Here is a 26,247-nt window from a genome sequence, read left to right as displayed (position 1 = left end):
GGCGCGGGGGCGTCGCATGAGCAAAATGTCGTGGTGGCTTGCGTTGGCGTGCTGTCTTTGCCTGTTGCCGCGCATGGCGGGGGCCGGGACGAAGTTGCAGGAGAACGGAACAGAAGACGGCGTTCTAACCCGCGAAGCGACCGTGCGAGAAGGTCTGGACGCCTTCAACCGCGGCGATTACACCGTCGCCCTTCCCATTCTGGAAAACCAGGCCGAACAAGGCGACGCATCTGCGCAGGATGTACTTGCTTACATGTATGAGAACGGCTGGGGCACACGCCGTGATTTCTCAAAAGCGGTTTATTGGTACAGAAAGGCCGCAATGCAGGGCGCGCCTCCTTCCGAAACGAGCCTTGGTCGTATGTATCAAAGCGGCTCGGGTGTTGAAAGGAATGACTCATATGCCGCCTGGTGGTACCAAAAAGCGGCTGAACACAATTACCCTGGCGCGCGGGACAGGTTGAACAATTTGCTCAATGCGGGGGTAGAAGTTTCGCTGCCGCCAGAACTCGCGAATAACGGAAGCAAGGTAACCGCGGCGCAACCCGTCACCGTTCGCACCGTCCCCGCGACGCTCAGTGCCGCAACCCGCCAAAAGCGCTCGGTCACGACAGGCTCAATCCAATTTCAGACCGGCGAAGAGATCCTGCGCGGTGCCGATGGTTGCGGGCGGATCGCACTCGGCGGAGTCGATCCGAAATACCGGCAGGGCGCCATCGATGCGGCGAAACAGAGCGTATGGGATGGAGTTTGCGCTGATGGTCTGGCCCTTGGCCCGGGCCGGCTGATCTACCTCAGAGACAACGGCGAACTCATCGGCTACTCCGACATGTGGATGCTGGACGGCAGACCCATCGGGCGCACGTTCACGCAGATGTACGGCGTCAAGAACGTCTACGCCGGAAGCCGGCGCGAATCCATCGCGTGGAATGGCGAGGGCTACTCGCGCAGCATCAGCAGCCGGGAGCCGAAGGAGCCCTGGGAAGATCAGGAATCGCTGTCGGTGACGCGTACGCCGCAGGATGCCAGCCAGTACGTGAACTTCGCCCTGGTCTCGAAATGCGGAGCACTCAAGAAGTCCGACTCGAACCACCACGATGAGCCGTGCATCCAGGAGTCACGCCAATCGCCGACCGGGAATTACGGGGATGGCAAGACCCATCATTACTGCAAGCCGCGCAAATGCCTCGAGCTGTGGCAGAAGCTCGCCGCGCCGCTGGTCGCCGCCTTCGACGAGCTGGAGCGTGCACACGCGGCTGAGGTCGCGTCTGCCAAACAACCGACGGAACGCTTGCTGGGGCCGTTGACGGCGGAGTACCAATCTCAAAAAGCCGAGGCGGAACGGCTCGCAGCAGAAGAACAGCACCGCGTCGCTGCCGAAGCCCAGCGCAAGGCGCTGCTAGCCACCGCGCGCCAGCAGGAAGTGACGGCGGCCAGTCAGGCGCGCAAACCCGTGAGCAGCCCAAATCTGGATGCGCTCATCAAGCGCATGAAAGAGAGCGCGAAATGAAAATCCAACCGGCGCGCGTTTTAGCGGCGATTTTCCTGGCGGCATCCGCCAGCCACGCCTGGGCTGTCTCGCAGTCGGATTGTGTGCAGGAGCAGGAAGCTTTCTTGCAGGCCGTCGTCGACAAAGACATCCCTCCAAAGAATCGCTCGAGCCTGCCCTCCCGATACGTCCAGGAGCGGGAGGATATGTGGAGGAACCACTATCTTTCGGGAGCAGAAACCAACGACAGCATCGCCTGGCACATCGCGGACACTCGCAACATCCGCAATGCGCGTGATGCCCAAGCGGTGATCGAGAGTCTCGCCAAATCCATGCAGAAAGATCAGGTCGAACTCGACACCTTCCAGGCGAGGCCGTATCAAGGGGGCTGTTGCGACAACCGGTTCAGCCCCGAAACCTATCAGGAAGGCGTCGCCAAGAAACGCATGCAGATTTGCTTCTTCGAGGCACGCAAGAATGAACTTTCCGGAGGAGCCTCCGCCGCCTCAGCTTCACCGTCGCCAGCTGCCGTGGCGGAATGCGGAGCAGCGCAATCGGCTTCGATCAACAGCACACTCGAACAGATCGACCAGCGTCTTGCACGCTTCCTTGAATCACCCGCCGGCAAACAGATCGGCACGGCGACGCCCATGTTGCAAGCCGTCATGTGGGGAACCAGCCAACAGGCGAACGCCTTGCGCGAATGCGCGAACGCCGAGGCTTTCAAGAAGCGCCTGACCGAACTGGATGCCGCTTTCGATTCGGCCAAGCAGGCCTGTGTTCAGATCCAGTCCCGGCCGGATATCTGCGGACCGGTTGCGCCGGAAGACCTCACGCAATAGGCGCTCATCGGCCCAGGCACCGCACCCTCGGAACGAGCCGCTATCGTCCGACGACCGCTACGCAAGCAGTTCGTCTCGAAGGCATGACGACCTGGTCTTTTCTCAGGCCACGACCTGCATCAGCTTGAGCCCGATCAGCACACAAGCTCCGGCGATCACCAGCGCGAGCGCACCCAGCGCGATCCGCGCGCCCGTGCCGCGCCGCTTCCACCAGGCCAGCGCAGCCAGCGCGATCGGCCGCAGCTTGAGTTCGGCCGCGTCGAGCAGCCTGGCGACCACCAATGACTCATGCGCGAGCATCACGAGCCCGAACGCGGTGATCAGCATCCCGGGCCCGGGCGCCGGCATCGCGATGATGCCGACCACGGTGACGACGATGCCCGCTCCGAGGCGCAACACCCGGCCGAAGGCGCTGCTGTGCGCCTCTCGCCGGTCTGCATGTTGATCCTGAAAGCGGTGCCCCGGTGCGCTTTGCTTGAAGCGCCGCAGGCGGTCCTTGATCCGCTCCATCATCGTGTCGTCCCCTCCGTTGCCGAACCGTAGGAGAGACGCAATGGCCGGCGACTGAATCGCCGGTCCACGCGCGCAGCGCGCTCAGCGCGCAGGATGCTCGTCGACCTGCTTGACGAATTCGCGCGCCTTGACGAAGCCGTACAGCACGCTGCCGTCGGGCAGGATGGTGGCGGGCGTTCCGCGCAGGCCCATCGCCTTGGCGAGCTCGTATTGGCTCTCGACCGGGTTCGGGCAAGCACCGGCCGCCCGGCGCGGCAGCTTGCCGGTCAGCAGCGCGGTGCTCAGCACGCCCTGGCGATCGACGTCGCACCACACTTTCTGCGCCTCGTCGAAGGCCTGCGACGGCTTGCCGTCCTTGGAGAAGAACAGATAGCGAACACCGATGCCGGCGTCGTTGATGGCGTCGATTTCCTTGTGCAGCAGCTTGCAGTAATGGCAATCGACGTCGGTGAAGATGGTCACCCACTGCCGCGCCTGGCCCGGCGGCGGAGCGAACACGATGGCGTTGCCGGCCTGGTCGAGCACGCTTTGCAAGCGCTCCTGGTTGCGCCGCTGATCGGTCAGGCGCGCGCCCGACTGCATGTCGATCAGGTCGCCCGATACCAGGTAGCGCCCGTCGGCCGTCACATAGCCGAAGGCATGCGCCTGGTGGATTTCGTACAGCCCCGGAGCCGGCGAACGCACGATGTTCTGGCGCTGCACGTCGGGCAGGCTCTTGGCGAGCTTGTCGCGAATCTGCTCGAGCTCGGGGTCGGGCTGCTGTGCCGGAGCACTCGCGGCCAGCAGCGTGCAAAGCAGGCCGGCCAAGGTCCGTAGCCAGCCGCCGAGGCGGGGCATCGTCCGCATGCCGCGGGTCAGCCCGTCGGCGTCGCCTCTGCGGCCTGCAGCAGCTTGAGCAGCTCGGCCGGCTGGCGATAGCCCGGCACGAGGTCGCCGTTGGCGAGGATGATCGACGGCGTGCCGCGCAGGCCGAGGTCACCGGCGGCCTGCAACTGCTCGGCGACCGGGTTCTTGCACGAGCGGTCGCCGGCGATCGGCGCGCCGAGCTTGGCCTGCGTGAGCGCGCCCTTCTGGTCGGCCGAGCACCAGACCTGCTCGGCCTTGTAGAACGAATCGGTGTCCGCGCCCGAGCGCGGGAAGAACACGTAGCGCACCGCGATGCCCTGGTCGTTGTACTCCTTGATGTGGCTGTGCAGGCGGCGGCAGAAGCCGCAATCGATGTCGGTGAACACGGTGACCGTGTACTTGGCCTTGGTCGCTTCGGGCGCGAATTCGATGAAGCCGTCCTTCTCGAGGTTCGACACCAGCGTGGCGCGCGCCACGCGGCGCGAATCCTCGGTGATTTCCTTGCGCGTCTGCAGATCGGTCAGATCGCCCGCGATCAGGTAGCGGCCGTCGGCCGTCACGTAGCCGAAGTTCATGCCGATCTGGATCTCGTAGATCCCCGGCAGCGGAGTGGCGCGCACATGCTCGGGGTCGAGGTCCGGGACGTGCGCCTTGATCGCGCTGCGGACGGCTTCGATGTCGCCCGCCGACGCCGGCGCCCCGTCGATGCGCTCGGCGGCGGCTTGCTGCTTGCCGGCTTCGGGCGCCGGCGGGGCGCAGGCGGCCAGGGACAGAATCAGGAGCGACAGGCAGTAGCGGAGTTTGATCACAGCGCGATCCATCTGGGTGGGACAGCAAAGAGCCGGCGGCAATGGCCGAAGGCGGAAATGATGACACCAAACAAGCTCCGTTGTTCACGGCGATATCCCGCATGGAACACCCTGCCGGCCGCCGCGAGTGGGCTCATTGGGCTTGAACCTATAATGACGCCCCATGCGCCAAGCCCCCCCGTCCCTGTTCGCCCCGCTGTTCGGGCTGCTCCACAGCGTCTATTCGGTTCTGGTGTTCTGCGTCGTCACCTTCCTGCTCGTCTGCCCGCTGATCCTGGTGGTGCCGGGCGTGGAGCGCCGGCGCAGGCTCGGGGCCTTCGGCACCCGGCTCGGGCTGCTGCTGATGGGCATTCCGTTCACCGTCAAAGGGCGCGAAAACCTGCCGCGGACGCCCTGCATCGTCGTCTCCAATCACGCGAGCTACTACGACGGCCTGCTGATGACGGCCGCGCTGCCTCCGGACTTCTGCTTCGTGATCCAGCACGGGGTCGCCAACTGGCCTTACGCCGGGGCCGTGCTCAAGCGCATGGCGCACCTGTTCGTGAACCGCGAGAACGCGCGCGCCGGGGCGATGCAGACCCGGCAGATGTTCAAGGTGCTGCAGCAGGGCCAGTCGCTGGCGATCTTCGTCGAGGGCACGTTCAAGGCCGAAGCGGGCCTGCTGCCGTTCAAGAACGGCGCCTTCCTGCTCGCCAGGAAGGCCGGCGTGCCGGTGGTTCCGGTCGCCATCCGCGGCTCGCGGCGCCTGCTCGGCGGCGGCAGCTGGCGCCTGCGCTGGAGCTGGATCGATGTGGAGATCGGCCAGCCGATCGTCTCCGATCTCGATGTCGCCACGCTGCGCGATGCGGCACGCGCGCAGATTCTTTCGATGTGCGGCGAGCCCGACCTGCAACCGCCCGCCGCACCCATCGCCTCTCCCATCCCCAAGGACGAGCCCGTCGAGCTCGTCTGAACCCGCACATGACCGATTCGAATCTCTCCCCGCGCCAACGCTACGAACAGGACCTCGCCAAGAGCGGCTTCGTCGCCGACGCCTCGCAAGCCGCCGCCGTCGATGCGCTCGACCAGGTGCAGCGCGCGCTGCTCGCCAATCCGCCGAAGAAGCGCCTGCTCAGCGATCGCCTGCACTGGCCCAAGGTCGAAGGGCTGTACATGTGGGGCGGCGTCGGTCGCGGCAAGACGCATCTGATGGATGCCTTCTACGACTCGCTGCCCTTTGCGCAAAAGCAGCGCACGCACTTCCACCGCTTCATGCTCGAAGTGCACGAGCGGCGCCGGCATTTCTCGCACAAGCGCGATCCGCTCAAGCTCGTCGCGCTCGAGATTTCGCATCAGGTGCGCGTGCTGTGCTTCGACGAGTTCTACGTCTCCGACATCGCCGACGCGATGATCCTCGGCAAGCTCACCCAATACCTGTTCGACGAAGGCGTCACGCTCGTCGCGACGAGCAACTGCGCGCCCGACGAGCTCTACAAGGACGGCCTGCAGCGGCAGAACTTCGTGCCGGCGATCGAGCGGCTCAAGCAGAACCTCAAGGTGCTCAACGTCGACGGCGGCGTCGATTACCGCCTGCGCGCGCTCACGCGCGTGCAGCTCTACCTCGACAGCAGCGACGCCGAGGCCGAGGCCAAGCTCGCGCAATGGTTCGGCGAAATCGCGCCCGAGCCGGGCATCGTAGACGTGACGCTGCAGATCCAGGGCCGCCCGGTGAAGGCGCGCCGACGCGCCGACGGCGTCGCCTGGTTCGATTTCTCCGAGCTTTGCGAAAGCGCGCGCGCCGCCGCCGACTACATCCAGCTCGCCCGCGAATACCACGCGGTGATCCTGTCGCGCGTGCCGCAGCTGAGCTTCGAGCACGAGGATTCCGCGCGCCGCTTCATCAACCTCGTCGACGAGTTCTACGACCGCGGCGTCAAGCTGCTGATCGCCGCCGCGGTTCCGCAGGAGCAGCTCTACACGGGCAAGAAACTGCGCTTCGAGTTCAAGCGCACGCAATCGCGCCTGCGCGAGATGCAGTCGCAGGAATACCTGGCCAAGCCGCATCTGGTCTGAGGCATTTCCGGCTTCGCGCGGCCAGGCGCATCGGGTGTATCGATAGAACAATCGCGCCGCCGCCGCGATCGCGCACTCCAAGGCCGCTTCGCGCCGCTAGAGTCGCCATCCCGCAATGACGGTCCGGCGCCATGCCTGTCCCACCCGATCACGAAGCGCCGCGAAGCGTGCTGTTGCTCGTCTCCACGCCGTGGCAGCTGTTCTGCGCGCTCGGCCTGTTGTTCGGCCCGTATCGCGATGCGCGTCGCACGCTCGCGCTGATCGATCAGCGACCGGGTCGCGAGAACCGCTGGCTCGATGCGCTCGCGCACCTGGCCGAGCCCGGACTCAGGATCGTCGAGCTTCCGCGCATCGGCAAATCGGTCTTCGATAAAGTGCTGCGCACGCGTCCGGTGCTGCGCCGCGTGCGCAAGCTCGTGCTCGAATGCGAGCCCGACGAAGTCGTCGGCGGCAACGACCGTCGTGCGGAATTCCAGTACGCGGCGCAGATCGCGCAGAAGCGCTTCGGTGCGCGCGGCGTGTATCTCGACGACGGCAGCTTTTCGTACTCCGGTCTCGTCAGCCTGCGTCCACGCCGGGCCGAAGCCTTGATCCAGGCGCTCGAAGCGCTCGGGGGCTGGCTCTGCTACGGCCTCTGGTATCGCAAGCCGCTCGCACTCGGCCTCTCGAACTGGTCGCAGAGCGCCTGGCTCGCGTTTCCGGAACATGCGCACGAGGGCCTGTCGCGCAGGCCGCGCCGGGCCTTGCGCGCCGAGTGGTATCGGACGCCGCAACTGCGCTCGATCAGCGAGCGCCTGATTCGCACCATCGGCGACGGCGAGCCGCCGGCCCAGGCCATCGACGAGCTCCTGCTGCTTCCGCATGACCATCTGCTCAGGGTCGACCGGCCGCTGCGCTCGGCCCTGTCGCAGCGCTTGTCCGAAGCGCGCGCGGCCGGGCGTCGTGTCGCGGTCAAGCGTCACCCGCGCAGTCGCGAGTGGTTGCTGGACGCGCCGAGAGACGAGCTGATCGAATGGGATCCGCGCCTGCCGATCGAGGCTTACGCGCCGTGGTTGCAGCAGGCGCACGTGATCGGTTCGCTCAGCACGGCGCTGCTGAGCTTGCGCTGGCTATGCCCGGCCGCGCGGATCGAATCGATCGAGCATCAGGGCGCGCTGCGCGATCCCTTGCGGGCGCTTTATCCGAGGCTCGGCATTCTGGGCCGCAGCGAGACCCTGCATCGGATTGCATCCCTGTGGGCGGATTCGCAGCGCTGGGTGCTGGTGGGTTGAGGTTTTGCGGGGGCTCGTTGTAGAGCTCGGCGGGCTTGCGGCGGCGAGCCCGGCGCTTTGACGAGCCGGGCGGACTCGCCAGCGGGCGAGCCATTGCGCATGCCCGTACGCTATCTTTGCTCCCACAAACAACAACCAGATTCCAGGAAAGGAACATGCGCGCAGCCCTCGTCCCCACCGTCCTGCTCCTCGTCGGCCTGCTGGCCGGCCCGGGCCCCGCCAGCGCCGCGACCGTCACCCGCGTGTCCCCTCAGGGCAGCGTCCGCGACGTCGCCCAAGTCACCATCGGCTTCGACGAAGCCATGGTGCCGATGGGCGATCCTCGCCTGCCCGCTCCGGCCGACGTCGTCTGCGGCGGCGCCAAGGGCAGCGGCCGCTGGGTCGATGCACGCAACTGGGCTTACGACTTCGAAGACACCCTGCCCGCCGGACTGCGCTGCAGCGTCAAGCTCAAGGCCGAGCTGAAGACCGAGGCCGGCGCGGCCATCACCGGCAAGCGCGAATTCGCGTTCGACACGGGCGGCCCGGCGGTGCGCCGCTCGATGCCCTACGAGGGCGCCAGCGGCATCGACTCCGATCAGCTGTTCCTGCTCGCGCTCGACGCGCCGGCGACGCGCGAAAGCATCGAGCAGCACGCCTGGTGCGCGGTCGACAACCTGTCCGAGCGCCTGCCCGTCAAGCTGCTCGAAGGCGCAGAGCGCAAGGCCGTGCTCGATCAGCGCGAGCAGCTCGGCTACCAGTACCGGCGGCTGCTGCGCGATGACGGCGAAGACGCCTGGACCAAGCTGTCCACCGAGCAGACGGCTCAGCGCGAACAGCGCCTGGTGCTGCTGCGTTGCGCGCGCCCACTGCCCGATGCCTCGGGCGTCGACCTGGTCTGGGGCGCGGGCATCGCGGCGGCCGGCGGCGCGGCGACCCGGACCGACCAGGTGCTCAAGTTCGAGACGCGCTCCGCGTTCACCGCAAGCTTTTCGTGCGACCGGCTCAATCCGCAGGCCGGCTGCGTACCGGTGCTGCCGATGAGCCTGCGCTTCTCGGCGCCGGTGCCGGCCAGGCTCGCGGCGAAAGTTCGCATCGAAGGCGGCGGCAGGAAGTTCGAACCCAAGGCTTTCGACGACGGCGAAGTGGTAGTCGACCGCATCGAGTTCGCGGCTCCGTTTCCGGAGAGCGCGAGCCTCAGCGTCGCGTTGCCGGACGATCTGGCGGACGACGCCGGACGCCCGCTGTCGAACGCCGGCAGCTTTCCGCTCGCGATCGGCACCGACGCGGCGCCGCCACTCGCCAAGTTCCCGTCCGAGTTCGGCATTCTCGAGCTCAAGCAAGGCGGCGTCTTGCCCGTCACGCTGCGCGACATCGAAGACCCGGTGAACGCACTCGCCATCGGCGGCAAGAGCAAGCGCATCGACGACGAGGCGCAGGTCATCGACTGGATGGCGCGCGTGCATCGCGCAGCGAACGGGCGCTGGGAAGATCGCAATTTCGTGCAGCCCGGCGTCGATTCGGTGTTCGCGGGCGACAGCGAGGTCGCGAGCTTCGAGTTCAAGCGGCCGGTCGGCGGCAAGGCCTTCGAAGTGGTCGGCATTCCGCTCAGGGAACCGGGCTTTCATGTCGTCGAGATCGCCAGTCCGCGGCTCGGCGAAGCGCTGATCGGCCCGGGCAAGACACGCTATGTCGCCACCACCGCGCTCGTTACCAACCTGTCCGTGCATTTCAAATGGGGGCGCGAATCCTCGCTCGCCTTCGTCACCACGCTCGATCGCGGCAAGCCGGTTGCGAACGCCGACGTGCGCGTCGTCGATGGCTGCGATGCGAGCCCGATCTGGCAGGGACGCAGCGACGAAAACGGCATCGTGCGCATTACCGCGACACTGCCGAAGCCGCAGACCTGGAGCAGCTGCGAGAACGGCGGCGACAGCGCTCCGCTGCTCGTCAGCGCCCGTCACGACGGCGATTTCTCGTTCGTGCTGTCGAGCTGGAACGAAGGCATCTCGCCCTACGATTTCAACCTGAGCATGGGGCTCTGGGACACACCCACCATCGGCCATACGGTGCTCGATCGCAGCCTGTTCCGCGCCGGTGAAACGGTGTCGATGAAGCACTACTGGCGCCGTCACGACGCCGGAGGCCTGCGCGTGCCGGCCGAAGCGCCGGACAAGCTCGTCGTCGAACACATCGGCGGCGAGCAGCGCGTGGAATTGCCGCTCAGCTTCGATGCGCACGGCATCGCGACGAGCGAATGGAAGATTCCCGATTCGGCGCGCCTGGGCGAATACAACTTGCGGCTCGAAGGGCCAGAAAAGCCCGATGGCGAGCGCATCAGCGCGGACAGCGGCAGCTTCCGCGTCGAGCAATACCGCGTGCCGCTCATGCGCGCGCTCGTCGAGCCGCCCAAGCAGCCCGCGATCGCGCTCGAATCGCTGCCGCTCGATCTCTACGTCGGCTACTTCTCGGGTGGTGGCGCAGGCGGTCTCGGCGTGAAGCTGCGCAGCCAGCTGCAGCCCAAAGCGCTCGACTTTCCCGGCTACGACGGCTATCGCTTCGGCGCGGAGCGCATCGCCCTCGGGCTCGTCGAGAATGGCGAGTATGGGGACGACGGGAACGACGAAGGCGGCAAGCCCGCGAGCAGCCGCACGCAGCCGCTGGTGCTCGACGCCAACGGCTCGGCGCATGCGGTCATCGACGATCTGCCCAAGCTCGACGAGCCCAGGACGCTCGTCACCGAGCTCGAATATCCCGATGCCAACGGCCAGATCGCCTCGGTGCGCGGCACGGTCGCGCTGTGGCCGGCCGGCGTGGTCGTCGGCGTCGCATCGGGCAACGTCAAGGCCGGCGATGCGCTGAAGGTGCAGGCCGTGGTGCTCGGCGTCGACGGCAAGCCGGCAGCCAATCGCCCGGTGTCGGTGACGCTCTACGAGCGCAAGTCGCATGGCTATCGCAAGCGCCTCGTCGGCGGCTTCTATGCGTATTCGAGCAGCACCGAGACGCGCAAGCTCGGCGCGGATTGCAGCGGGCGCAGCGATGCGCAAGGCCGGTTCGAATGCAGCATCGCCCCGAAAGCCACGGGCAACATCACCATCGAAGCGGTCGCGCGCGACGACGAAGGCCGCCGTTCGCGCGCGACCAGCAGCGCCTGGATTTCGGGCAGCGACGACGACTGGTTCGCGCAGGGCGATTCGGATCGTATGGACGTGATTCCGGAGCAGCGCCAGCTCGCGCCGGGCCAGAAGCTGAAACTGCAGGTGCGCAGCCCGTTCCGCCACGCCACCGCGCTCGTGAGCATCGAGCGCGAAGGCGTGCTCGATGCCTTCGTCACGGAGATTTCGGGCAGCGATCCGACCATCGAGGTGCCGATGCTCGACCGCTACGCGCCCAACGTCTACGTCTCCGTGCTCGCCCTGCGGCCGCGCGTCAGCGACTTCCGCTCCAGGCTCGCGAGCTTCCTGCGCTGGCTCAGGCTCGATCGCTTCATCGGCATCGAGGGCGGCAATCCGACCGCGATGGTCGACCTGTCCAAGCCCGCGTATCGGCTCGGCATCGCCGCCGTCGACGTCGGCTGGGATGCGCATCGCCTGCTGGTCAAGGTCAAGCCCGCGCAGCCGCAGTACAAGACGCGCGACAAGGCCAGCGTGGACATCGAGGTGAAGACCGCCGACGGCAAGCCCTTGCCCGAAGGCGCCGAGCTCGCCTTCACCGCGGTCGACGAGGCCCTGCTCGACCTGCTGCCGAATCGCTCGGTCGATGTGCTCGAGGCAATGATGCAGCGGCGTGGCATCGAGGTGCTGACCTCGACCGCGCAGATGCAGGTGGTCGGCAAACGTCACTACGGTCGCAAGTCCGCGGCGCCCGGCGGTGGCGGCGGTCGCGGGGCTCCGCGCGAAATGCTCAACAGCCTGCTGAGCTGGCAGGCGCGCGTTCCGCTCGATGCGCAAGGCCGCGCGAAGCTCGAAGTGCCGCTCAACGATGCGCTGACCGAGTTCCGCTTCACCGCGGTCGCCAGCGCCGGCAGCGATCGCTTCGGCGAAGGCCATGCGAGCGTGCGCACGACGCAGGACGTGCAGCTGCTGTCGGGCCTGCCGCCGCTGGTGCGCGAAGGCGACGAATACGCGGCACAGTTCACGCTGCGCAACACCAGCGACCAGCCGCAGAGCATCGCACTGAGCGCGACATTGCGCGATCAATCCGATGCCGAGCTGCCCGCTCCGGCTTCGCAGCAGATCAGCCTGCCCGCGCAATCCGCGCAGCCCGTGCATTTCACCGTCAGCGTGCCTTACGGCATCGGCGGCTTGAGCTGGACCGTCAGCGCCAAGAGCGGCAGCGGCGAAACGCTCGACGCCTTGCGCGTGACGCAGCAGGTGGCGGCGGCCGTGCCGGTGCGCGTGCAGCAGGCCACGCTGCTGCAAATCGACGGCCCGCAATCGCTGCCCGTCGCGGCGCCGTCCGACGCGTTGCGCGGCACCACACCCGAGTCTGCTGCCCGCGGCGGCGTGCGCGTCGCGCTTTCGCCTTCGCTCACGGCCAGCCTCGCCGGCGTGCGCGAATGGATGCAGGCCTATCCGTACAGCTGCAACGAGCAGCAGGCCTCACGCGCGATCGCCACGAACAACCGCGAAGCCTGGAACACGCTCATGAGCCGCCTGCCGACCGCGCTCGATGGCGACGGCCTCGCCAAGTATTGGGCGATCGATACGCTCGAAGGCAGCGACGTGCTCACGAGCTATCTCGTGCAGCTCGCCGACACCAGCGGCTGGCCGATTCCGGACGACACGCGCGAACGCATGCTCGGCGGCCTCGAACGCTATGCCGAAGGCCGCATCCGCCGTGGCGGCGCGATCGGCAACTCCGTGCTGGTTCCGCGTCGTCTCGCCGCGATCGAAGCCTTGTCGCGCCACGATCGCGCCAAGCCTCAATGGCTCGAATCGATGAGCTTCGATCCCACGCTGCTGCCGACCTCGGCGCTGATCGACTGGATCGGCATTCTGCAGCGCGTCGACAAGCTGCCGCGCAAGGCCGAGCGTCTGGCCGAGGCGAAGTCGGTGCTGCGGGCCCGGTTCGATCTGCAGGGCACGAGGCTGGGGCTTTCGTCCGACCAGGATTCGCTGTCCTGGTGGCTCATGGGCTCGGTCGACAGCAACATCAACCGCGCGATTCTCGCCCTGCTCAAGGAGGCCGACTGGAAGGCCGACCTGCCTCGGCTCGTGCGCGGCGCGGTCGATCTGCAGAAGCGTGGACACTGGGACCTGAGCACCGCCAACGCCTGGGGCTCGCTCGCGCTCGAACAGTTCGCCGCCGCCTTCGAGCGCGGCAAGGTCACGGGCAGCACGCGTGCCGAACTTGGAGAGGCTATCCAGCAAAGCGACTGGAACAGCGTCGAAGCGGGCGCCGATCCGCCGCCGCTCGACCTGCCCTGGCCGCTCGCATCCGGCGAACTGAAACTCGCGCACGACGGCGGCGGCGCGCCCTGGGCCATCGTGCAGACGCGCGCCGCGGTGCCGCTGCGCGAGCCGTTCTCGGCCGGCTATCGCATCAAGCGCACGATCACGGCGGTCGAGCGCAAACACCAGGATCGCTGGAGCAGCGGCGACGTCGCGCGCATCAGGCTCGAAGTCGAAGCCGCATCCGACATGGGCTGGGTCGCCGTCGACGATCCGGTGCCCGCGGGCAGCAGCATCGTCGGCAACCTCGGCCGCGATTCGGCCTTGCTCGCTGCGGGAGAACAGGCCGGCGGCAACGCCTGGCCGAGCTTCGAAGAGCGCCGCTTCGACGCGTATCGCGCCTATTACGAATACGTGCCCAAGGGCCGCTTCTCGACCGAATACACGCTGCGCTTCAACGCCGCCGGACGCTTCACGCTGCCGGCGACGCGCGTCGAGGCGATGTACGCACCCGAGATGTTCGGTGAAACGCCGAACGAGGTGATCGAGGTGAAGGAGCCTTGAGATGCCGCTCGCTCGACCTTCACCTGTCACGATGACGAACGCCCCGGAGAGCCCGTGCTCGACTACCTGCTGACCCTGCCGCAATTTCTCGCCTGGTGGCTGCTCGCGCTCGTCGAGTGCGGCGTCTTCGTCGGGCTTTACATTCTCATCACACCGCATAGCGAATTCCGGCTGATTCGCGAAGGCAACGTCAGCGCCGCGGTGATGCTCAGCGGCGCGCTGCTGGGCTTCGTGCTGCCGGTGGCGAGCGCGCTCGCGCACAGTGTGAATCTGGCCGACTTCGCGGTCTGGGGCGTCGTCGCGCTGGTCGTGCAGCTGATCGTCTATCTGGCGCTGCGACTGTCGTTCAGACCGCTGCACGAGCTCATCGAACAGGATCGCCTGAGCGTCGCGATCCTGTGCGCGGCCATCGGGGTCGGCGCCGGCGTTCTCAACGCGGCGGCGATGACTTACTGACGATGAGCCGATCGAGCGAAACCGTGGTGCTGATGCTGCTCGGCGGCGCGGTACTCGGCAGTCTGGCTCTGGCCGAGCGGGGCCAACGTTCCCGACTGCCGCCGGAAAGGCAACTACCGCATCTGCGCAATCAGTACGCGAATCTCGACGATTGCAACTGCGCCTACAGCAGCGCGCAGTGCAGCTACGAGAGCCAGCTCGGCCGTTGGGTCGGCCCCTGGTATCTGCGTGACCCCGACGAGCGCTCGCGTGCCCCGTACGATGCGGGGCCGGGCCAGCGCTGCGGTTCGACGCACGGCAGCTCGGCCGCCGGCCGCTATCGGGGCCCGGTCGAAACCGAGCAAAGCACGCGCTCGACGCGATCCGGCTTCGGCTCGCACAGTGGCGGTCACATGGGCTGATGAAACGCCTGTCGATTCCACCGCGCGAGAACTGGGAACAGCGGCTCGCGGCCATCGGTTTCGAGTTTCACAGCATCGATGGCCAGCCGTACTGGACCGAAGACGCCTGCTATCGCTTCGACAGCGGGCAGATCGACGAACTCGAAACCGCGACGCAGGCGCTGCACGACATGAGCCTCGAACTCGTCGATCGCGTCGTCGAGCGCGGCGACTACGAAAGGCTCGGACTCAATCTCCACGCGTCCGCGCTGGTCGAGCAGAGCTGGCGCGCGGGCGAACGCGCGCTGTACGGCCGCATGGACCTGAGCTACGACGGCCGCCAGCCGCCGAAGCTGCTCGAATACAACGCCGACACGCCGACCGCGCTGTTCGAAGCCAGTGTCGTGCAATGGTTCTGGTTGCAGGACCAGCGCTCGGGCCGGGACCAGTTCAACTCGATCCACGAGAAGCTCGTCAAAGCCTGGAACGAGATCGGGCTCGCCTCGCCGCGCGTGCATTTCGCGAGCGTGCACGAGGCGCTCGAAGATCGCGTCACCTGCGAATACCTGCGCGACACCTGCGTGCAGGCCGGTTTCGAAACCGTGGCGCTCGACATCACCGACGTCGGCTGGAACGGGCGCGCATTCACCGATCTCGACGAGCGTCCGATCGCGCAGCTGTTCAAGCTCTATCCCTGGGAATGGATGCTCGTCGAGGCCTTCGGCGAGCATCTGCACAAGGCGCCGACGCGCTGGATCGAGCCCGCCTGGAAGATGCTGCTGTCGAACAAGGCCGTACTGCCGCTGCTCTGGCAGTGGTTTCCGGGCCATCCGAACCTGCTGCCCGCATCGAACTCGCCGGACACGCTCAGCGGCCCGCTCGTACGCAAGCCGCGCCTCGGACGCGAAGGCCAGGACACGCAGATTTTCGAAAGCCGTCTGCTGCTGCCGAAGCGGGACGGCGACCAGGTCGATGATTGGATCTACCAGCGCCTGCACGAGCTGCCCGACTTCGGCGGACGCAGGCCGGTGATCGGTTCCTGGATCATCGGTGACGAAGCGGCCGGCATCGGCATCCGCGAGGACGACGGCCCGATCACGCGCAACACCAGCCGCTTCGTTCCACATCTGTTCTGAACCATGCGACTTCCGAGGCTCACGTTCGGACGCTCGGCGATCGCGCTGGCCTCGCTGCTGGCCTTGATCGCATTGCTGTTCGCCCTGCGCATCTGGCGCGACACGCGGCCCCAGCCGTCGCCGGATTTCGCGAGCGTGCGCGAGCGCTATCGCTCGTCCGAGGCGCAGCTGCTCGATCGCAACGGCGTGCTGCTGCAGGCGCAGCGGCTCGATCTGTCACGACGCCGGCTCGGCTGGGTGGCGCTCGATGAGATTTCGCCCGCGCTGATCGACACGCTGATCAAGGCCGAAGATCGGCGCTTCGCCTCGCATGCGGGCGTCGATGCGCTCGCGATCGCGGGCGCGATGCGCGATCGCTTGCTCGATCGCGCGTATCGCGGGGCGAGCACCTTGCAGATGCAGCTCGTCGCCCAGCTCGATCCGGCGCTGGCGGCTAGCGCCCGGCGTCGCGGCCTGCTGCAGAAGCTCCGGCAGATACGCGCCGCCAGATCGCTCGCCCGCAGCTGGTCGCGCGACGAGGTGCTCGAGGCTTATCTGAACCAGGTGAGCTTTCGCGGCGAGACGCAGGGCATCGCGGCGGCTTCGGCACAGCTGTTCGGCAAGCCGGCTTCGGCCTTGAACCTCGCCGAGTCGCGCACGCTCGTTGCGCTGCTGCCGGCGCCCGGCGCGAAAGCCGAAGCCGTGGCGCGACGCAGCTGCGCGATCGGCTCGCTGCGCGGCGACGACTGCGATGCGCAGCGGGCGCTGACCTTCGCCGCGCTCGCGCGTCCGCCCGCGATCGCGCTCGAACGCAGTCTCGCACCGCACCTGGCGCGCCGGCTGCTGCGCGAGCCTGGCGAACGCCTGCGCTCGACGCTCGATGCTCGCGTTCAGCAGCTGTCGCTGCAAGCCTTGCAGAACCAGCTGCGTTCGCTCGTCGGCGAGCGCGTGCGCGATGGTGCGGCCGTGGTCGTCGACAACGCGAGCGGCGACGTTCTGGCCTACGTCGGCTCGGCCGGTCCGGGCAGCCGCGCGGCGCAGGTCGACGGCGCGCGCGCGCTGCGCCAGGCCGGCTCCACGCTCAAGCCCTTCCTGTACGGTCTGGCGATCGAGAAAGGCTGGCTCACGGCCGCGAGCCTGCTCGACGATTCGCCGGTGGCGCTGGCGGCCGGCGCCGGGCTCTATCGGCCGCAGAACTACGAGCACGACTACCAGGGCCTGGTCAGCGTGCGCACCGCGCTCGCGGGCTCGCTGAACATTCCGGCCGTGCGCACGCTCGTCCTGACCGGCACCGAGGCGTTTCGCGAGCGCCTGCATGCGCTCGGCTATGTCGACGGGCTCACCGAATCGGGGGAGTTCTACGGCTATTCGCTCGCGCTCGGCTCAGCCGAGGTGAGCCTGCTCGAACAGGCCAACGCCTATCGCACGCTGGCCAATGGCGGCCGCTGGTCGGCACTGCGTTATCGCCTCGACGAAGAAACTGCGCCGCCGCGCCAGGCGATGTCCGCGCAGGCCGCCTTCATCATTCGCGACATCCTGGCCGACCGCGGCGCGCGAGCGGTGACCTTCGATCTCGAGGGCCCGCTGTCGACGTCCTATCGCGCCTGGGTCAAGACCGGCACCAGCAAGAACCTGCGCGACAACTGGTGCATCGGCGGAAGCGCGCGCTACACCGTGGCGGTCTGGGTCGGCAATTTCGAGGGCGAGCCGATGCGCACGGTTTCGGGCATCACCGGCGCGGCCCCGGCCTGGCGCGAGATTCTCGATGCGCTCGAGACCCTGGCCGCGTCGCCGCGCGAGCCCGAGACGCCGCCGCCAGGCCTCGTTCACCAGCGCGTGCGCTACGCGGGCGCCCTCGAACCCGAGCGCGAGGAATGGTTCACCGAAGGCACCCAGACCGCGCTGGTCGCCCCGGCGCCGGGGCTCGCGGCGCGTGCGCGCATCGTCTCGCCGGCCGCCGGCAGCTTCATCGCGCTCGATCCGGACATTCCGCTGCCGCGCCAGCACCTGCCGCTGCGCGCCGAACCGGCGTCGGCCGACCTGAGCCTGCGGCTCGACGGGCGCGTTGTCGGCAACGCGGCCCGGCCGCGATTGTGGACGCCGCTGCCGGGCCCGCACAGGCTCGACCTGGTCGACGCCCAGGGCCGCGTGCTCGACAGCGTGAATTTCAGCGTGCGGACGCCCAACTAGGCGAAACCTTGACCGAGCTGCCGCGCTGCGTCCTCGCTCGACCGGCGTTCGCTCGGCTCGCCAAACCCGGTCGATTCGGGCCCGCTTCGGCCAAGGCCGCTATCATCCCGTCCCATGATCAAGGTTCTGACGATCGAAGACGACGAGATCACGGCGCGAGAAATCATCGCCGAGCTCTCCGCGCACGGCATCACCGTCGACTGGGCCGCCAACGGCCACGAGGGACTGCAGAAGGCTTCCGGCACGCGCTACGACGCGATCACGCTCGACCGCATGCTGCCCGGGCTCGACGGCTTGGCCGTGGTCAAGGCCTTGCGCGAGGCCGGCGTCGACACGCCGGTGCTCATGATCAGCGCGCTGTCGGACGTTGACGAGCGCATCCGCGGCTTGCGCGCGGGCGGCGACGACTACATGACCAAGCCGTTCGCACCCGACGAGATGGCCGCGCGCATCGAGGTGCTGATGCGCCGCCGCGGCAGCACGCCGACCGTGCTCGATCTCAAGGTGATGGACCTGGAGCTCGATCTCATGAGCCGCACGGCCCGTCGCGGAAGCCAGGAGCTGAGCCTGCTGCCCACCGAGTTCCGCCTGCTCGAATTCCTCATGCGCAACAACGGCCAGGTGCTCACGCGCATGATGATCTTCGAGACCGTCTGGGGTTATCACTTCGACCCCGGCACCAACCTGATCGACGTCCATATCGGCCGCCTGCGCCGCAAGATCGACCTGCCCGGGCTCACGCCGCTGATCCATACCGTCCGCGGCCAGGGCTACACCTTGAGTGCGAGCACAGCACTTGCCGAAAAGCACTGAGCGCCGGCTGCGGACGCTGTTCCTGCGCGCCACCAGCACGCGCATCATCGCGGTCTACGGCCTGCTGTTCGTGCTCTGGAGCAGCGCGGTCATCAGCTTCATCTACTGGGAAAGCAGCCGCTATCTGCGCACGGTGATCGACGAGATCATCGCCCAGCGCATGAGCTATCTCTCGAGCGTCGCGCCCGGCCAGCTGACCGGCGCGATGAATGCGATCACCGCCATGGGCAATCTCACGCAAGGCGGGGTTTTCGATCAGCAGGGCCGTCACCTCGCCGGCGGCCTGCGGCAAATACCCGAAGGTCTGGCGATCGACGGCCGGATCGTCGAACTCAGCAACGTCTCGACGACGGCCTACGGCGGTGCCGGGCCGGCCGTGATTCCGCACGTGCGGGCGGTCGCCAAGCGGATGCCGAGCGGCGAACTCGTGGTGCTCGCACGCGATGCGCGGGTGGTCGACCGCATCGGCAACATCATCGGCGGCGCGCTGCTGTGGGGGCTTTCGCTGACGATCATCCCGGGCGTCGTCGGCGGCCTGCTGCTCGCGCGCGGCCCGCGCCGACGCATCGAGAAGATCGGCCAGACCACCGAGCTGATCATTCGCGGCGACTTCTCGCAGCGGCTGCCGGTGTCCTCGCGGCACGACGAACTCGACATGCTCACGAGCATCGTCAACCGCATGCTCGGCGAGATCGAGCGACTGGTCGGCGAGATCAAGGGCGTCTGCGACAACATCGCGCACGACCTGCGCACACCGTTGACGCGCCTGCGCGCGCAGCTGCACCGGCTGCGCCAGCAGACGCCGGCCGAAGATATTCGCTCCGCGACACTCGAGCGCTGCATCACCGACACCGACGCCCTGCTCGATCGCTTCCGCGCCCTGCTGCGCATCTCCGAACTCGAATACCTGCATCGCCGCGCCGGCTTCGACGGCACCGACCTGTCGGCCACGCTGCGCCAGCTGCACGAGCTTTATGCTCCGCTGGCCGAAGACAAGGGGGTTCGCTTTTCGCTCGAGATCGTCGAGCCGCTCGAGGTCCGCGCCGACACGGGCCTGATGTTCGAGGCGATGAGCAACCTCGTCAGCAACGCGATCAAGTTCACGCCGGCCGGCGGCGACGTGCGCCTGTGCGCCGGCCTGACGCCGGCCGGCGTGCGCGTCGACGTCGTCGACAGCGGTCCGGGCATACCGGCCGAGGAGCGTGATTCGGTGTTGCAGCGCTTTTATCGCAGCGAGAACTGCCGCGACGTCGAAGGCTTCGGCCTCGGCCTCAGTATCGTGGCGGCGATCGTCCGGCTGCACGGTTTCCAGCTCGAAATCGCAGCCGCGCACGATGGCGGTGGAACGCGCGTCAGCCTGCGCTGCTGGCCCGAGGAACTGGTCGGGGCGGCCGCCGCCAAGCCTGGATAGTGGGGGCGCGGCGTTCGCTGCGAGTGTCGAGAGCGACATTTTTCGGGGTCATTTCCATAACTCGCGCGAATGAGCCGATAACCTTCACCGATCACGCGGCCGGCATCGCATAGGCCGATCCTGCATAGTGAATTTATCTTCATGCCCCGCGCCTGCTGTCGGTGCGTTAATTGCGATCCGGCAAGCTTCTTCGCCGCAGGATCGGCCGCATGCTCGGCATCGTCAGAATCGCGCTGTCTCGCCCATATACCTTCATCGTGCTGGCGCTGCTCATCCTGATCGGCGGGCCGCTCGCCTACCTGCGCACGCCCACCGACATTTTTCCCGAGATCCGGATCCCGGTGATCTCGGTGGTCTGGCAGTACGCCGGTCAGCCGCCCGACAAGCTCGCGGGCTACATGACGACGGTGTTCGAGCGCTCGCTGACGACGATGGTCAACGACATCGAGCACGTCGAATCGACTTCGGTGGCCGGCTTCGGCGTCACCAAGATCTACTTCCAGCCGGGCGTCAACATCGCGGTCGCCAACGCGCAGGTGACGGCTTCGGCGCAGAGCCTGCTCAAGAACATGCCGCAGGGCACTAACCCGCCGGCCATCCTCAATTACAACGCGGCGACGGTGCCGATCCTGCAGCTCACGCTGTCCGGCCAGGGCTTGTCGGAGCAGGCGCTCAACGACATCGGCATGCAGTCGCTGCGTCCGCAGCTCGTCACCGTTCCGGGCGCCGGCGTACCGCTGCCGTTCGGCGGCAAGACCCGCATGATCATGGTCGACGTCGATCCCGATGCGCTCAAGGCGCGCGGCCTGTCGCCGCAGGATGTCTCCAACGCACTCGCGGCGCAGCACCAGATCACGCCGACCGGCACGCAGAAGATCGGCGAGTTCGACTATTCGGTGCGCGTCAACAACACCGCCTCGGTGCTCGAAGAGTTCAACTCCATTCCGATCAAGTTCGTCAACGGCACCAACGTGCTGATGCGCGACATCGCCTACGTGCACGACGGCAACGCGGTGCAGACCAACGTCGTGCACGTCGACGGCAGCCGCTCGGTGCTGATGTCGGTGCTCAAGAACGGCGCGACCTCGACGCTCGACATCGTCGACGGCATTCGCGCCCGCCTGCAGCAGATCAAGCCGCTGCTGCCCGATGCGCTCGAAGTGAACCTGATCGGCGACCAGTCGATCTTCGTGCGCGCGGCGATCGAGGGCGTGATGCACGAGGGCATTCTCGCGGCCGCGCTGACGAGCCTGATGATCCTGCTGTTCCTCGGCAGCTGGCGCTCGACCGTCATCATCGCGATCTCGATTCCGCTGTCGGTGCTCGGCGCGATCATGCTGCTGTCGGCGTTCGGCGAGACGCTCAACATCATGACGCTCGGCGGGCTGGCGCTCGCGGTGGGCATTCTCGTCGACGACGCGACCGTGACGATCGAGAACATCAACTGGCATCTCGAGCAGGGCAAGGACGTCGAGACCGCGATTCTCGACGGCGCGCAGCAGATCGTCGCTCCGGCTTTCGTCGCGCTGCTGTGCATCTGCATCGTCTTCGTGCCGATGTTCTTCCTCGAAGGCACGGCGAAGTTCCTGTTCGTGCCGATGGCGATGAGCGTGATGTTCGCGATGGTCTGCTCGTTCATTCTCTCACGCACGCTGGTGCCGACGATGGCCAAGTTCCTGCTCAGGCCGCATGCACCGCATACCGACCTGCACGGCAACAACGAATCGCTGCCGGCTTCGCGCAACCCGCTGGTTCGGTTCCAGCGCGGCTTCGAAGCGCGCTTCGAGCGCACGCGCGCCGTCTATCAACAGTGGCTCGCGTTCGCGCTGGCCAAGCGCAAGCTGTTCGTGCCGGCCTTTCTCGGCCTGATCGCCTGCTCGTTCCTGCTGGTGCCGATGCTCGGGCGCAACTTCTTCCCGACCGTCGACACCGGCCAGATGCTGCTGCACGCGCGAGCGCCGATCGGAACCCGCGTCGAAGAGACCTCGCGCTACTTCGCGCAGGTGCAGGAGGTGATCCGCCGGGTGATTCCGCCCGACGAACTCGCGGTGATCACCGACAACATCGGCCTGCCGATCTCGCAGATCAACAACGCCTACAACAACACCGGCACCATCGGCCCGCAGGACGGCGACATCCAGATCACGCTCAGGCACGGGCATCGTCCGACCGCCGATTACATGCGCGAGCTGCGCGAACGCCTGCCTCGCGAATTTCCGATGATGAGCTTCTCGTTCCTGCCGGCCGACATCACCAGCCAGATCCTCAACTTCGGCAGCCCGTCGCCGATCGCGGTGCAGGTGCGCGGCAAGCTGCTCGAAGACAATCGCGACTTCGCCAACGAGCTGCTGCGCAAGATTCGCCGGGTGCCCGGCGTCGCCGATGCGCGCATCCAGCAGTCCGGCCGGTATCCCACCTTCAATGTCGACATCGATCGATCGCGCGCGCAGCAGCTCGGCATCACCTCTCGCGACGTGACCAACACGATGGTGATTTCGCTGGCCGGATCGAGCCAGGTGACGCCGCTCTGGTGGCTCAATCCGGACAACGGCGTGGCCTACCAGGTGGTCGCGCAGATTCCGCAATACAAGCTCGATTCGCTGCCGGCGCTCGAAAGCCTGCCGCTCGCGACGACCGGCGGCGAGACACAAGTGCTCGGCGGCATCGGCGAGCTGCGCCGCACGATGACGCCGGCGGTGATCTCGAATCGCGACATCCTGCCGGTGATCGACATTCTGGCGTCGCCGCAGGGCCGTGATCTGGGCAGTATCGCGAACGACATTCAAGCGATCATCGACGAGGCCATGCCATCCGCGCCCAAGGGCACGACGGTGACGCTGCAAGGCCAGGTCACGACGATGAACCAGGCGTTCTCGGGCCTGCTGTTCGGCCTGCTCGGGGCGGTGGTGCTGATCTACCTGCTGATCGTGGTGAACTTCCAGTCCTGGTCCGATCCGTTCGTGATCATCACCGCCCTGCCCGCCGCGCTCGCCGGCATCGTCTGGATGCTGTTCACCACCGGCACGCCGCTGTCGGTGCCCGCGCTGACCGGCGCGATCATGTGCATGGGCGTGTCGACCGCCAATTCGATCCTCGTCATCAGCTTCGCGCGCGAGCGCCTGCTCGTCGTCGGCGATGCGACGCAGGCCGCGCTCGAAGCCGGCTACACGCGCTTTCGCCCGGTGCTGATGACCGCGCTCGCGATGATCATCGGCATGGCGCCGATGGCGATCGGCCTCGGCGAAGGCGGCGAACAGAACGCGCCGCTCGGCCGCGCGGTGATCGGCGGCCTGATCTTCGCGACGATCGCGACGCTGTTCTTCGTACCCGTGGTCTTCAGCATCGTGCATGCGCGCTACGGCCGCGCCGCTGCATCGACTCCTTCTTCGAATCTGGCTTCAGGACATCCCCATGTCGCCCACTCACAAGCTTACGACTGACAACGCGACTCCCAGCGCCATGCGCAGCCTGCGCACCGCCGGCATCGTCGCTTCCGTCGCCGCCATCGGCATCGTCACCATCGGCGTCATGCAACGCGCCCGCAGCAGCAACGAGCTGCGTGAATGGACCGAGGCGAACGCCGTTCCGAGCGTGGTCGTCGCCGAGCCCAAGGCGCTCGGCATCGGCAATGGACTGCAGTTGCCGGGCCGGCTCGAAGCGTTCTCGAACGCGCCGATCTACGCGCGCGCCGACGGCTATCTGAAAACCTGGTACGCCGACATCGGCACCGAGGTCAAGGCCGGCGACCTGCTCGCGCTGATCGAAACACCCGATCTCGACCAGCAGCTCGCGCAGGCACGCGCCAACCTGTTGCGCGTCGAAGCCGATGCGCGGCTCGCCGAAACCACCGCCAAGCGCTGGCAGGCGATGCTCGGCACCGAAGCGGTGTCGACGCAGGAAGTCGACGAAAAAGCCGGCGACTACGCAGCCAAGAAAGCCGCCGTGATCGCGGCGCGCGCGGCCGTCGACACGCTTGCGGCGACGCAGGGCTTTCGCCGCATCGTCGCGCCGTTCGACGGCGTGGTGACTTCGCGCTCGACCGACATCGGTGCGCTGATCAGCGCGGGCACCAGCAACAACGGTCCGGCGCTGTTCACGGTGGCCAACACGCGCAAGCTGCGCGTCTACGTGCAGGTTCCGCAGAGCTACATGCCGTCGATCAAGCTCGGCGGCGAAGCCGAGCTCAGCGTGCCCGAACACGCGGGCCGCAAGTTCAAGGCGACCGTTCAAAGCGCGGCCGGAACCATCAATGCGCGCTCCGGCGGCGGGCTCGTGCAGCTGGTGGTCGACAACGCCGACGGCAGCCTGCTCGCGGGCGGCTACGCCGACGTGAAGCTGCTGTTGCCGGCGAACGCGAACGGCGTCGCCATTCCGGCGAGCAGCCTGATCTTCGCGCGCGAAGGCCTGCAGGTGGCCACGCTCGGGCCCGACAGCAAGGTGCTCATGAAACCGATCCACATCGATCGCGACATGGGCAAGTCCGTCGAAGTGACCGGCCTGCAGGCCCACGATCGCGTCATCGACAACCCGCCCGAATCGCTCGCCAGCGGCGATCGGGTGCAACTCGCGGCCGAGAAGAAGACCGATGTCGCCAACAAGAGCTGAGCGGCTCGCATTGCCCGCGAGCCTCGCGCTCGCGCTGTCGCTGGGCGGCTGCGCGGCCCCGCGCTACGAGCTGCCGTCGGTGGCGATCGCCGAGCAGTACAAAGAGGCCGCGCACGATCGCGAATGGGCGCCCGCGATGCCGGCCGACGCGCTCGATCGCGGCAGCTGGTGGACGCTCTACGGCGATGAAACGCTGAGCGGGCTGATCGGCACGCTCGATCGCAACAGCCCGAACCTGGCCGCCGCGCTCGCGCGCTTCGAGCAGGCGCGCGCGATCTACGATCGCAGCCGCGTGTCGCTGTTCCCTCGCCTGTCCGTCAACGGCCAGTACGAGCCGAATCGCGGCTCCGACATGCGCCCGCCGAGCGGCTCGGAAACGCGCTACTTCGACGACAACTCGCTGGGCCTGCAGGCCAGCTACGAAGTCGATCTGTGGGGCCGCGTGCGCAACACGGTCAGGGCCGGCAGCGCGAACTTCGATGCGGCGACGGCCGACCTCGAATCCGCGCGGCTGAGCCTGCGCTCCGATCTCGTCGATCGCTATCTGCAGCTGCGCGGCTACGACTACACCGTGCAGCTGCTGCGCGACAACGTCGACGCGTTCGCGCACGCGCTCAAGGTCACCGAGTCGCGTCGCGACGGCGGCATCGGCTCGGGCCTCGACGTGGCGCGCGCGCGCACGCAATTGCAGACCGCCAAGGCCGAGCTGTCGACGTCGCTCGGCCAGCGCGCGGTGCTCGAACACGCGATCGCAGCCCTGATCGGCGAATCGCCGTCGAGCTTTTCGATCGCGCCGAGCACGGCCAAGATCGATCTGCCGCAGCTGCCGCTGTCGGTGCCGTCGACCTTGCTGCAGCGCAGGCCCGACATCGCCGCGGCCGAGCGGCGCACCGCAGCGGCCAACGCGAGCCTCGGCGTGGCGCGCGCGGCCTGGTTTCCGAGCCTGAGCCTGAGCGGCTCGGTCGGCTACCAGAGCTATCGGGGCAGCGACTGGTTCAAGGCTTCGAACCTGTTCTGGGCCATCGGCCCGTCGCTGGCGCTCGATCTGTTCGACGGCGGGCGCCGCGCCTCGCTGCGCGACCAGGCCAAGGCCGACCTCGACGAGGCCGGCGCGAGTTATCGCATGACCGTGCTGCAGGCCTTCGCCCAGGTCGAAGACCAGCTGGCCCTGCTCGATCACTATCGCGACGCCTCGCACGAGGAAACCGAAGCCGTCGCCGCGGCTCAGCAGGCAGTCGATCTGGCGACGATCCGCTATCGCCAGGGCGCGGTGAACTACCTCGAAGTCACCAGCGCGCAAACCGCCTCGCTGCAGGCGCAGCGTGATCTCGTGACGATCTCGGTGAACCGGCTGCGCGCGAGCGTTGGGCTGATTCGCGCGCTCGGCGGCGGATGGTCGATCGGCGACCCGGTGGCGACGGTGCCCGCGCCGGTCGAAACCGCCGGTCGCTGAGCCGGGACTTCAAGGCCGGGATCGGCGAAACGGCCGCCTTGGCGGCCCGGACCGGCTTCGGCACAC

At 67.3% G+C, this 26,247-nt stretch carries 18 protein-coding genes; 15 read left to right on the top strand and 3 right to left on the bottom strand.

Annotated features, from left to right (window positions below):
* Positions 1–16: 16 nt before the first annotated feature.
* A complete protein-coding gene (locus WQQ_RS23300; protein ID WP_050997759.1) occupies positions 17–1,510 on the top strand; it encodes a tetratricopeptide repeat protein in 1,494 nt (497 codons plus the stop codon).
* Entirely contained in the window at positions 1,507–2,331 is an 825-nt protein-coding gene (locus WQQ_RS18700) for a hypothetical protein (RefSeq protein WP_040454864.1), read from the top strand. Before WQQ_RS23300 ends, WQQ_RS18700 begins: the two co-directional genes overlap by 4 nt.
* A 102-nt stretch (positions 2,332–2,433) precedes the next feature.
* Here WQQ_RS18700 and WQQ_RS18695 read toward each other — a convergent pair whose 3' ends face one another.
* The 3 genes from WQQ_RS18695 to WQQ_RS18685 form a co-directional block, all read right to left on the bottom strand.
* Entirely contained in the window at positions 2,434–2,844 is a 411-nt protein-coding gene (locus tag WQQ_RS18695; protein WP_007186825.1) for a PGPGW domain-containing protein, read from the bottom strand.
* Positions 2,845–2,925: 81 nt separating this feature from the next.
* Positions 2,926–3,690: a DsbC family protein gene (locus WQQ_RS18690; RefSeq protein WP_083844644.1), complete on the bottom strand. Its 765-nt coding sequence runs from the start codon at positions 3,688–3,690 to the stop codon at positions 2,926–2,928.
* 8 nt (positions 3,691–3,698) lie between these two features.
* Positions 3,699–4,499 (bottom strand): DsbC family protein, encoded by an 801-nt coding sequence (locus WQQ_RS18685; RefSeq protein WP_007186823.1) that lies wholly within the window; start codon positions 4,497–4,499, stop codon positions 3,699–3,701.
* A gap of 163 nt (positions 4,500–4,662) precedes the next feature.
* Here WQQ_RS18685 and WQQ_RS18680 point away from each other — a divergent pair, with 163 nt between their 5' ends.
* From WQQ_RS18680 to WQQ_RS18620, 13 genes are all read left to right on the top strand, one after another.
* Complete coding sequence (locus tag WQQ_RS18680) at positions 4,663–5,451, top strand: lysophospholipid acyltransferase family protein (protein ID WP_007186822.1); 789 nt, start codon at positions 4,663–4,665, stop codon at positions 5,449–5,451.
* Between the two features lie 8 nt (positions 5,452–5,459).
* Entirely contained in the window at positions 5,460–6,551 is a 1,092-nt protein-coding gene (gene zapE / locus WQQ_RS18675; RefSeq protein WP_007186821.1) for a cell division protein ZapE, read from the top strand.
* Between the two features lie 131 nt (positions 6,552–6,682).
* Positions 6,683–7,822, top strand: coding sequence for a hypothetical protein (locus tag WQQ_RS18670; protein WP_007186820.1), 1,140 nt, complete (start codon positions 6,683–6,685; stop codon positions 7,820–7,822).
* 155 nt (positions 7,823–7,977) lie between these two features.
* Positions 7,978–13,758: an alpha-2-macroglobulin family protein gene (locus WQQ_RS18665; protein WP_040454859.1), complete on the top strand. Its 5,781-nt coding sequence runs from the start codon at positions 7,978–7,980 to the stop codon at positions 13,756–13,758.
* A gap of 54 nt (positions 13,759–13,812) precedes the next feature.
* Positions 13,813–14,214 (top strand): DUF350 domain-containing protein, encoded by a 402-nt coding sequence (locus WQQ_RS18660; protein ID WP_007186817.1) that lies wholly within the window; start codon positions 13,813–13,815, stop codon positions 14,212–14,214.
* A 2-nt stretch (positions 14,215–14,216) separates the two neighbouring features.
* Positions 14,217–14,615 (top strand): hypothetical protein, encoded by a 399-nt coding sequence (locus WQQ_RS18655; protein ID WP_007186816.1) that lies wholly within the window; start codon positions 14,217–14,219, stop codon positions 14,613–14,615.
* Positions 14,615–15,730: a glutathionylspermidine synthase family protein gene (locus WQQ_RS18650; RefSeq protein ID WP_007186815.1), complete on the top strand. Its 1,116-nt coding sequence runs from the start codon at positions 14,615–14,617 to the stop codon at positions 15,728–15,730. The genes WQQ_RS18655 and WQQ_RS18650 overlap by 1 nt, the downstream gene beginning before the upstream one ends.
* Before the next feature lie 3 nt (positions 15,731–15,733).
* Entirely contained in the window at positions 15,734–17,899 is a 2,166-nt protein-coding gene (pbpC, locus tag WQQ_RS18645; RefSeq protein WP_007186814.1) for a penicillin-binding protein 1C, read from the top strand.
* Positions 17,900–18,013: 114 nt separating this feature from the next.
* The gene (locus WQQ_RS18640; protein ID WP_007186813.1) at positions 18,014–18,712 is read left to right on the top strand and encodes a response regulator transcription factor; all 699 of its coding nucleotides are present in this window, start codon (positions 18,014–18,016) and stop codon (positions 18,710–18,712) included.
* Positions 18,696–20,123, top strand: coding sequence for a sensor histidine kinase (locus WQQ_RS18635; protein ID WP_007186812.1), 1,428 nt, complete (start codon positions 18,696–18,698; stop codon positions 20,121–20,123). The genes WQQ_RS18640 and WQQ_RS18635 overlap by 17 nt, the downstream gene beginning before the upstream one ends.
* A 209-nt stretch (positions 20,124–20,332) precedes the next feature.
* Entirely contained in the window at positions 20,333–23,563 is a 3,231-nt protein-coding gene (locus WQQ_RS18630; RefSeq protein ID WP_007186811.1) for an efflux RND transporter permease subunit, read from the top strand.
* Positions 23,535–24,728 (top strand): efflux RND transporter periplasmic adaptor subunit, encoded by a 1,194-nt coding sequence (locus tag WQQ_RS18625; RefSeq protein WP_040454857.1) that lies wholly within the window; start codon positions 23,535–23,537, stop codon positions 24,726–24,728. Before WQQ_RS18630 ends, WQQ_RS18625 begins: the two co-directional genes overlap by 29 nt.
* A complete protein-coding gene (locus WQQ_RS18620; RefSeq protein WP_050997756.1) occupies positions 24,709–26,181 on the top strand; it encodes an efflux transporter outer membrane subunit in 1,473 nt (490 codons plus the stop codon). Before WQQ_RS18625 ends, WQQ_RS18620 begins: the two co-directional genes overlap by 20 nt.
* Positions 26,182–26,247 lie beyond the last annotated feature (66 nt).

Origin of the sequence: Hydrocarboniphaga effusa AP103 (assembly GCF_000271305.1) — a bacterium.
In the GTDB taxonomy this organism is placed as follows: Bacteria; Pseudomonadota; Gammaproteobacteria; order Nevskiales; family Nevskiaceae; genus Hydrocarboniphaga; species Hydrocarboniphaga effusa.
The sequence above is the reverse complement of the archived record's forward strand: the minus strand, read 5'-3'. Positions and strand labels throughout refer to the sequence as shown.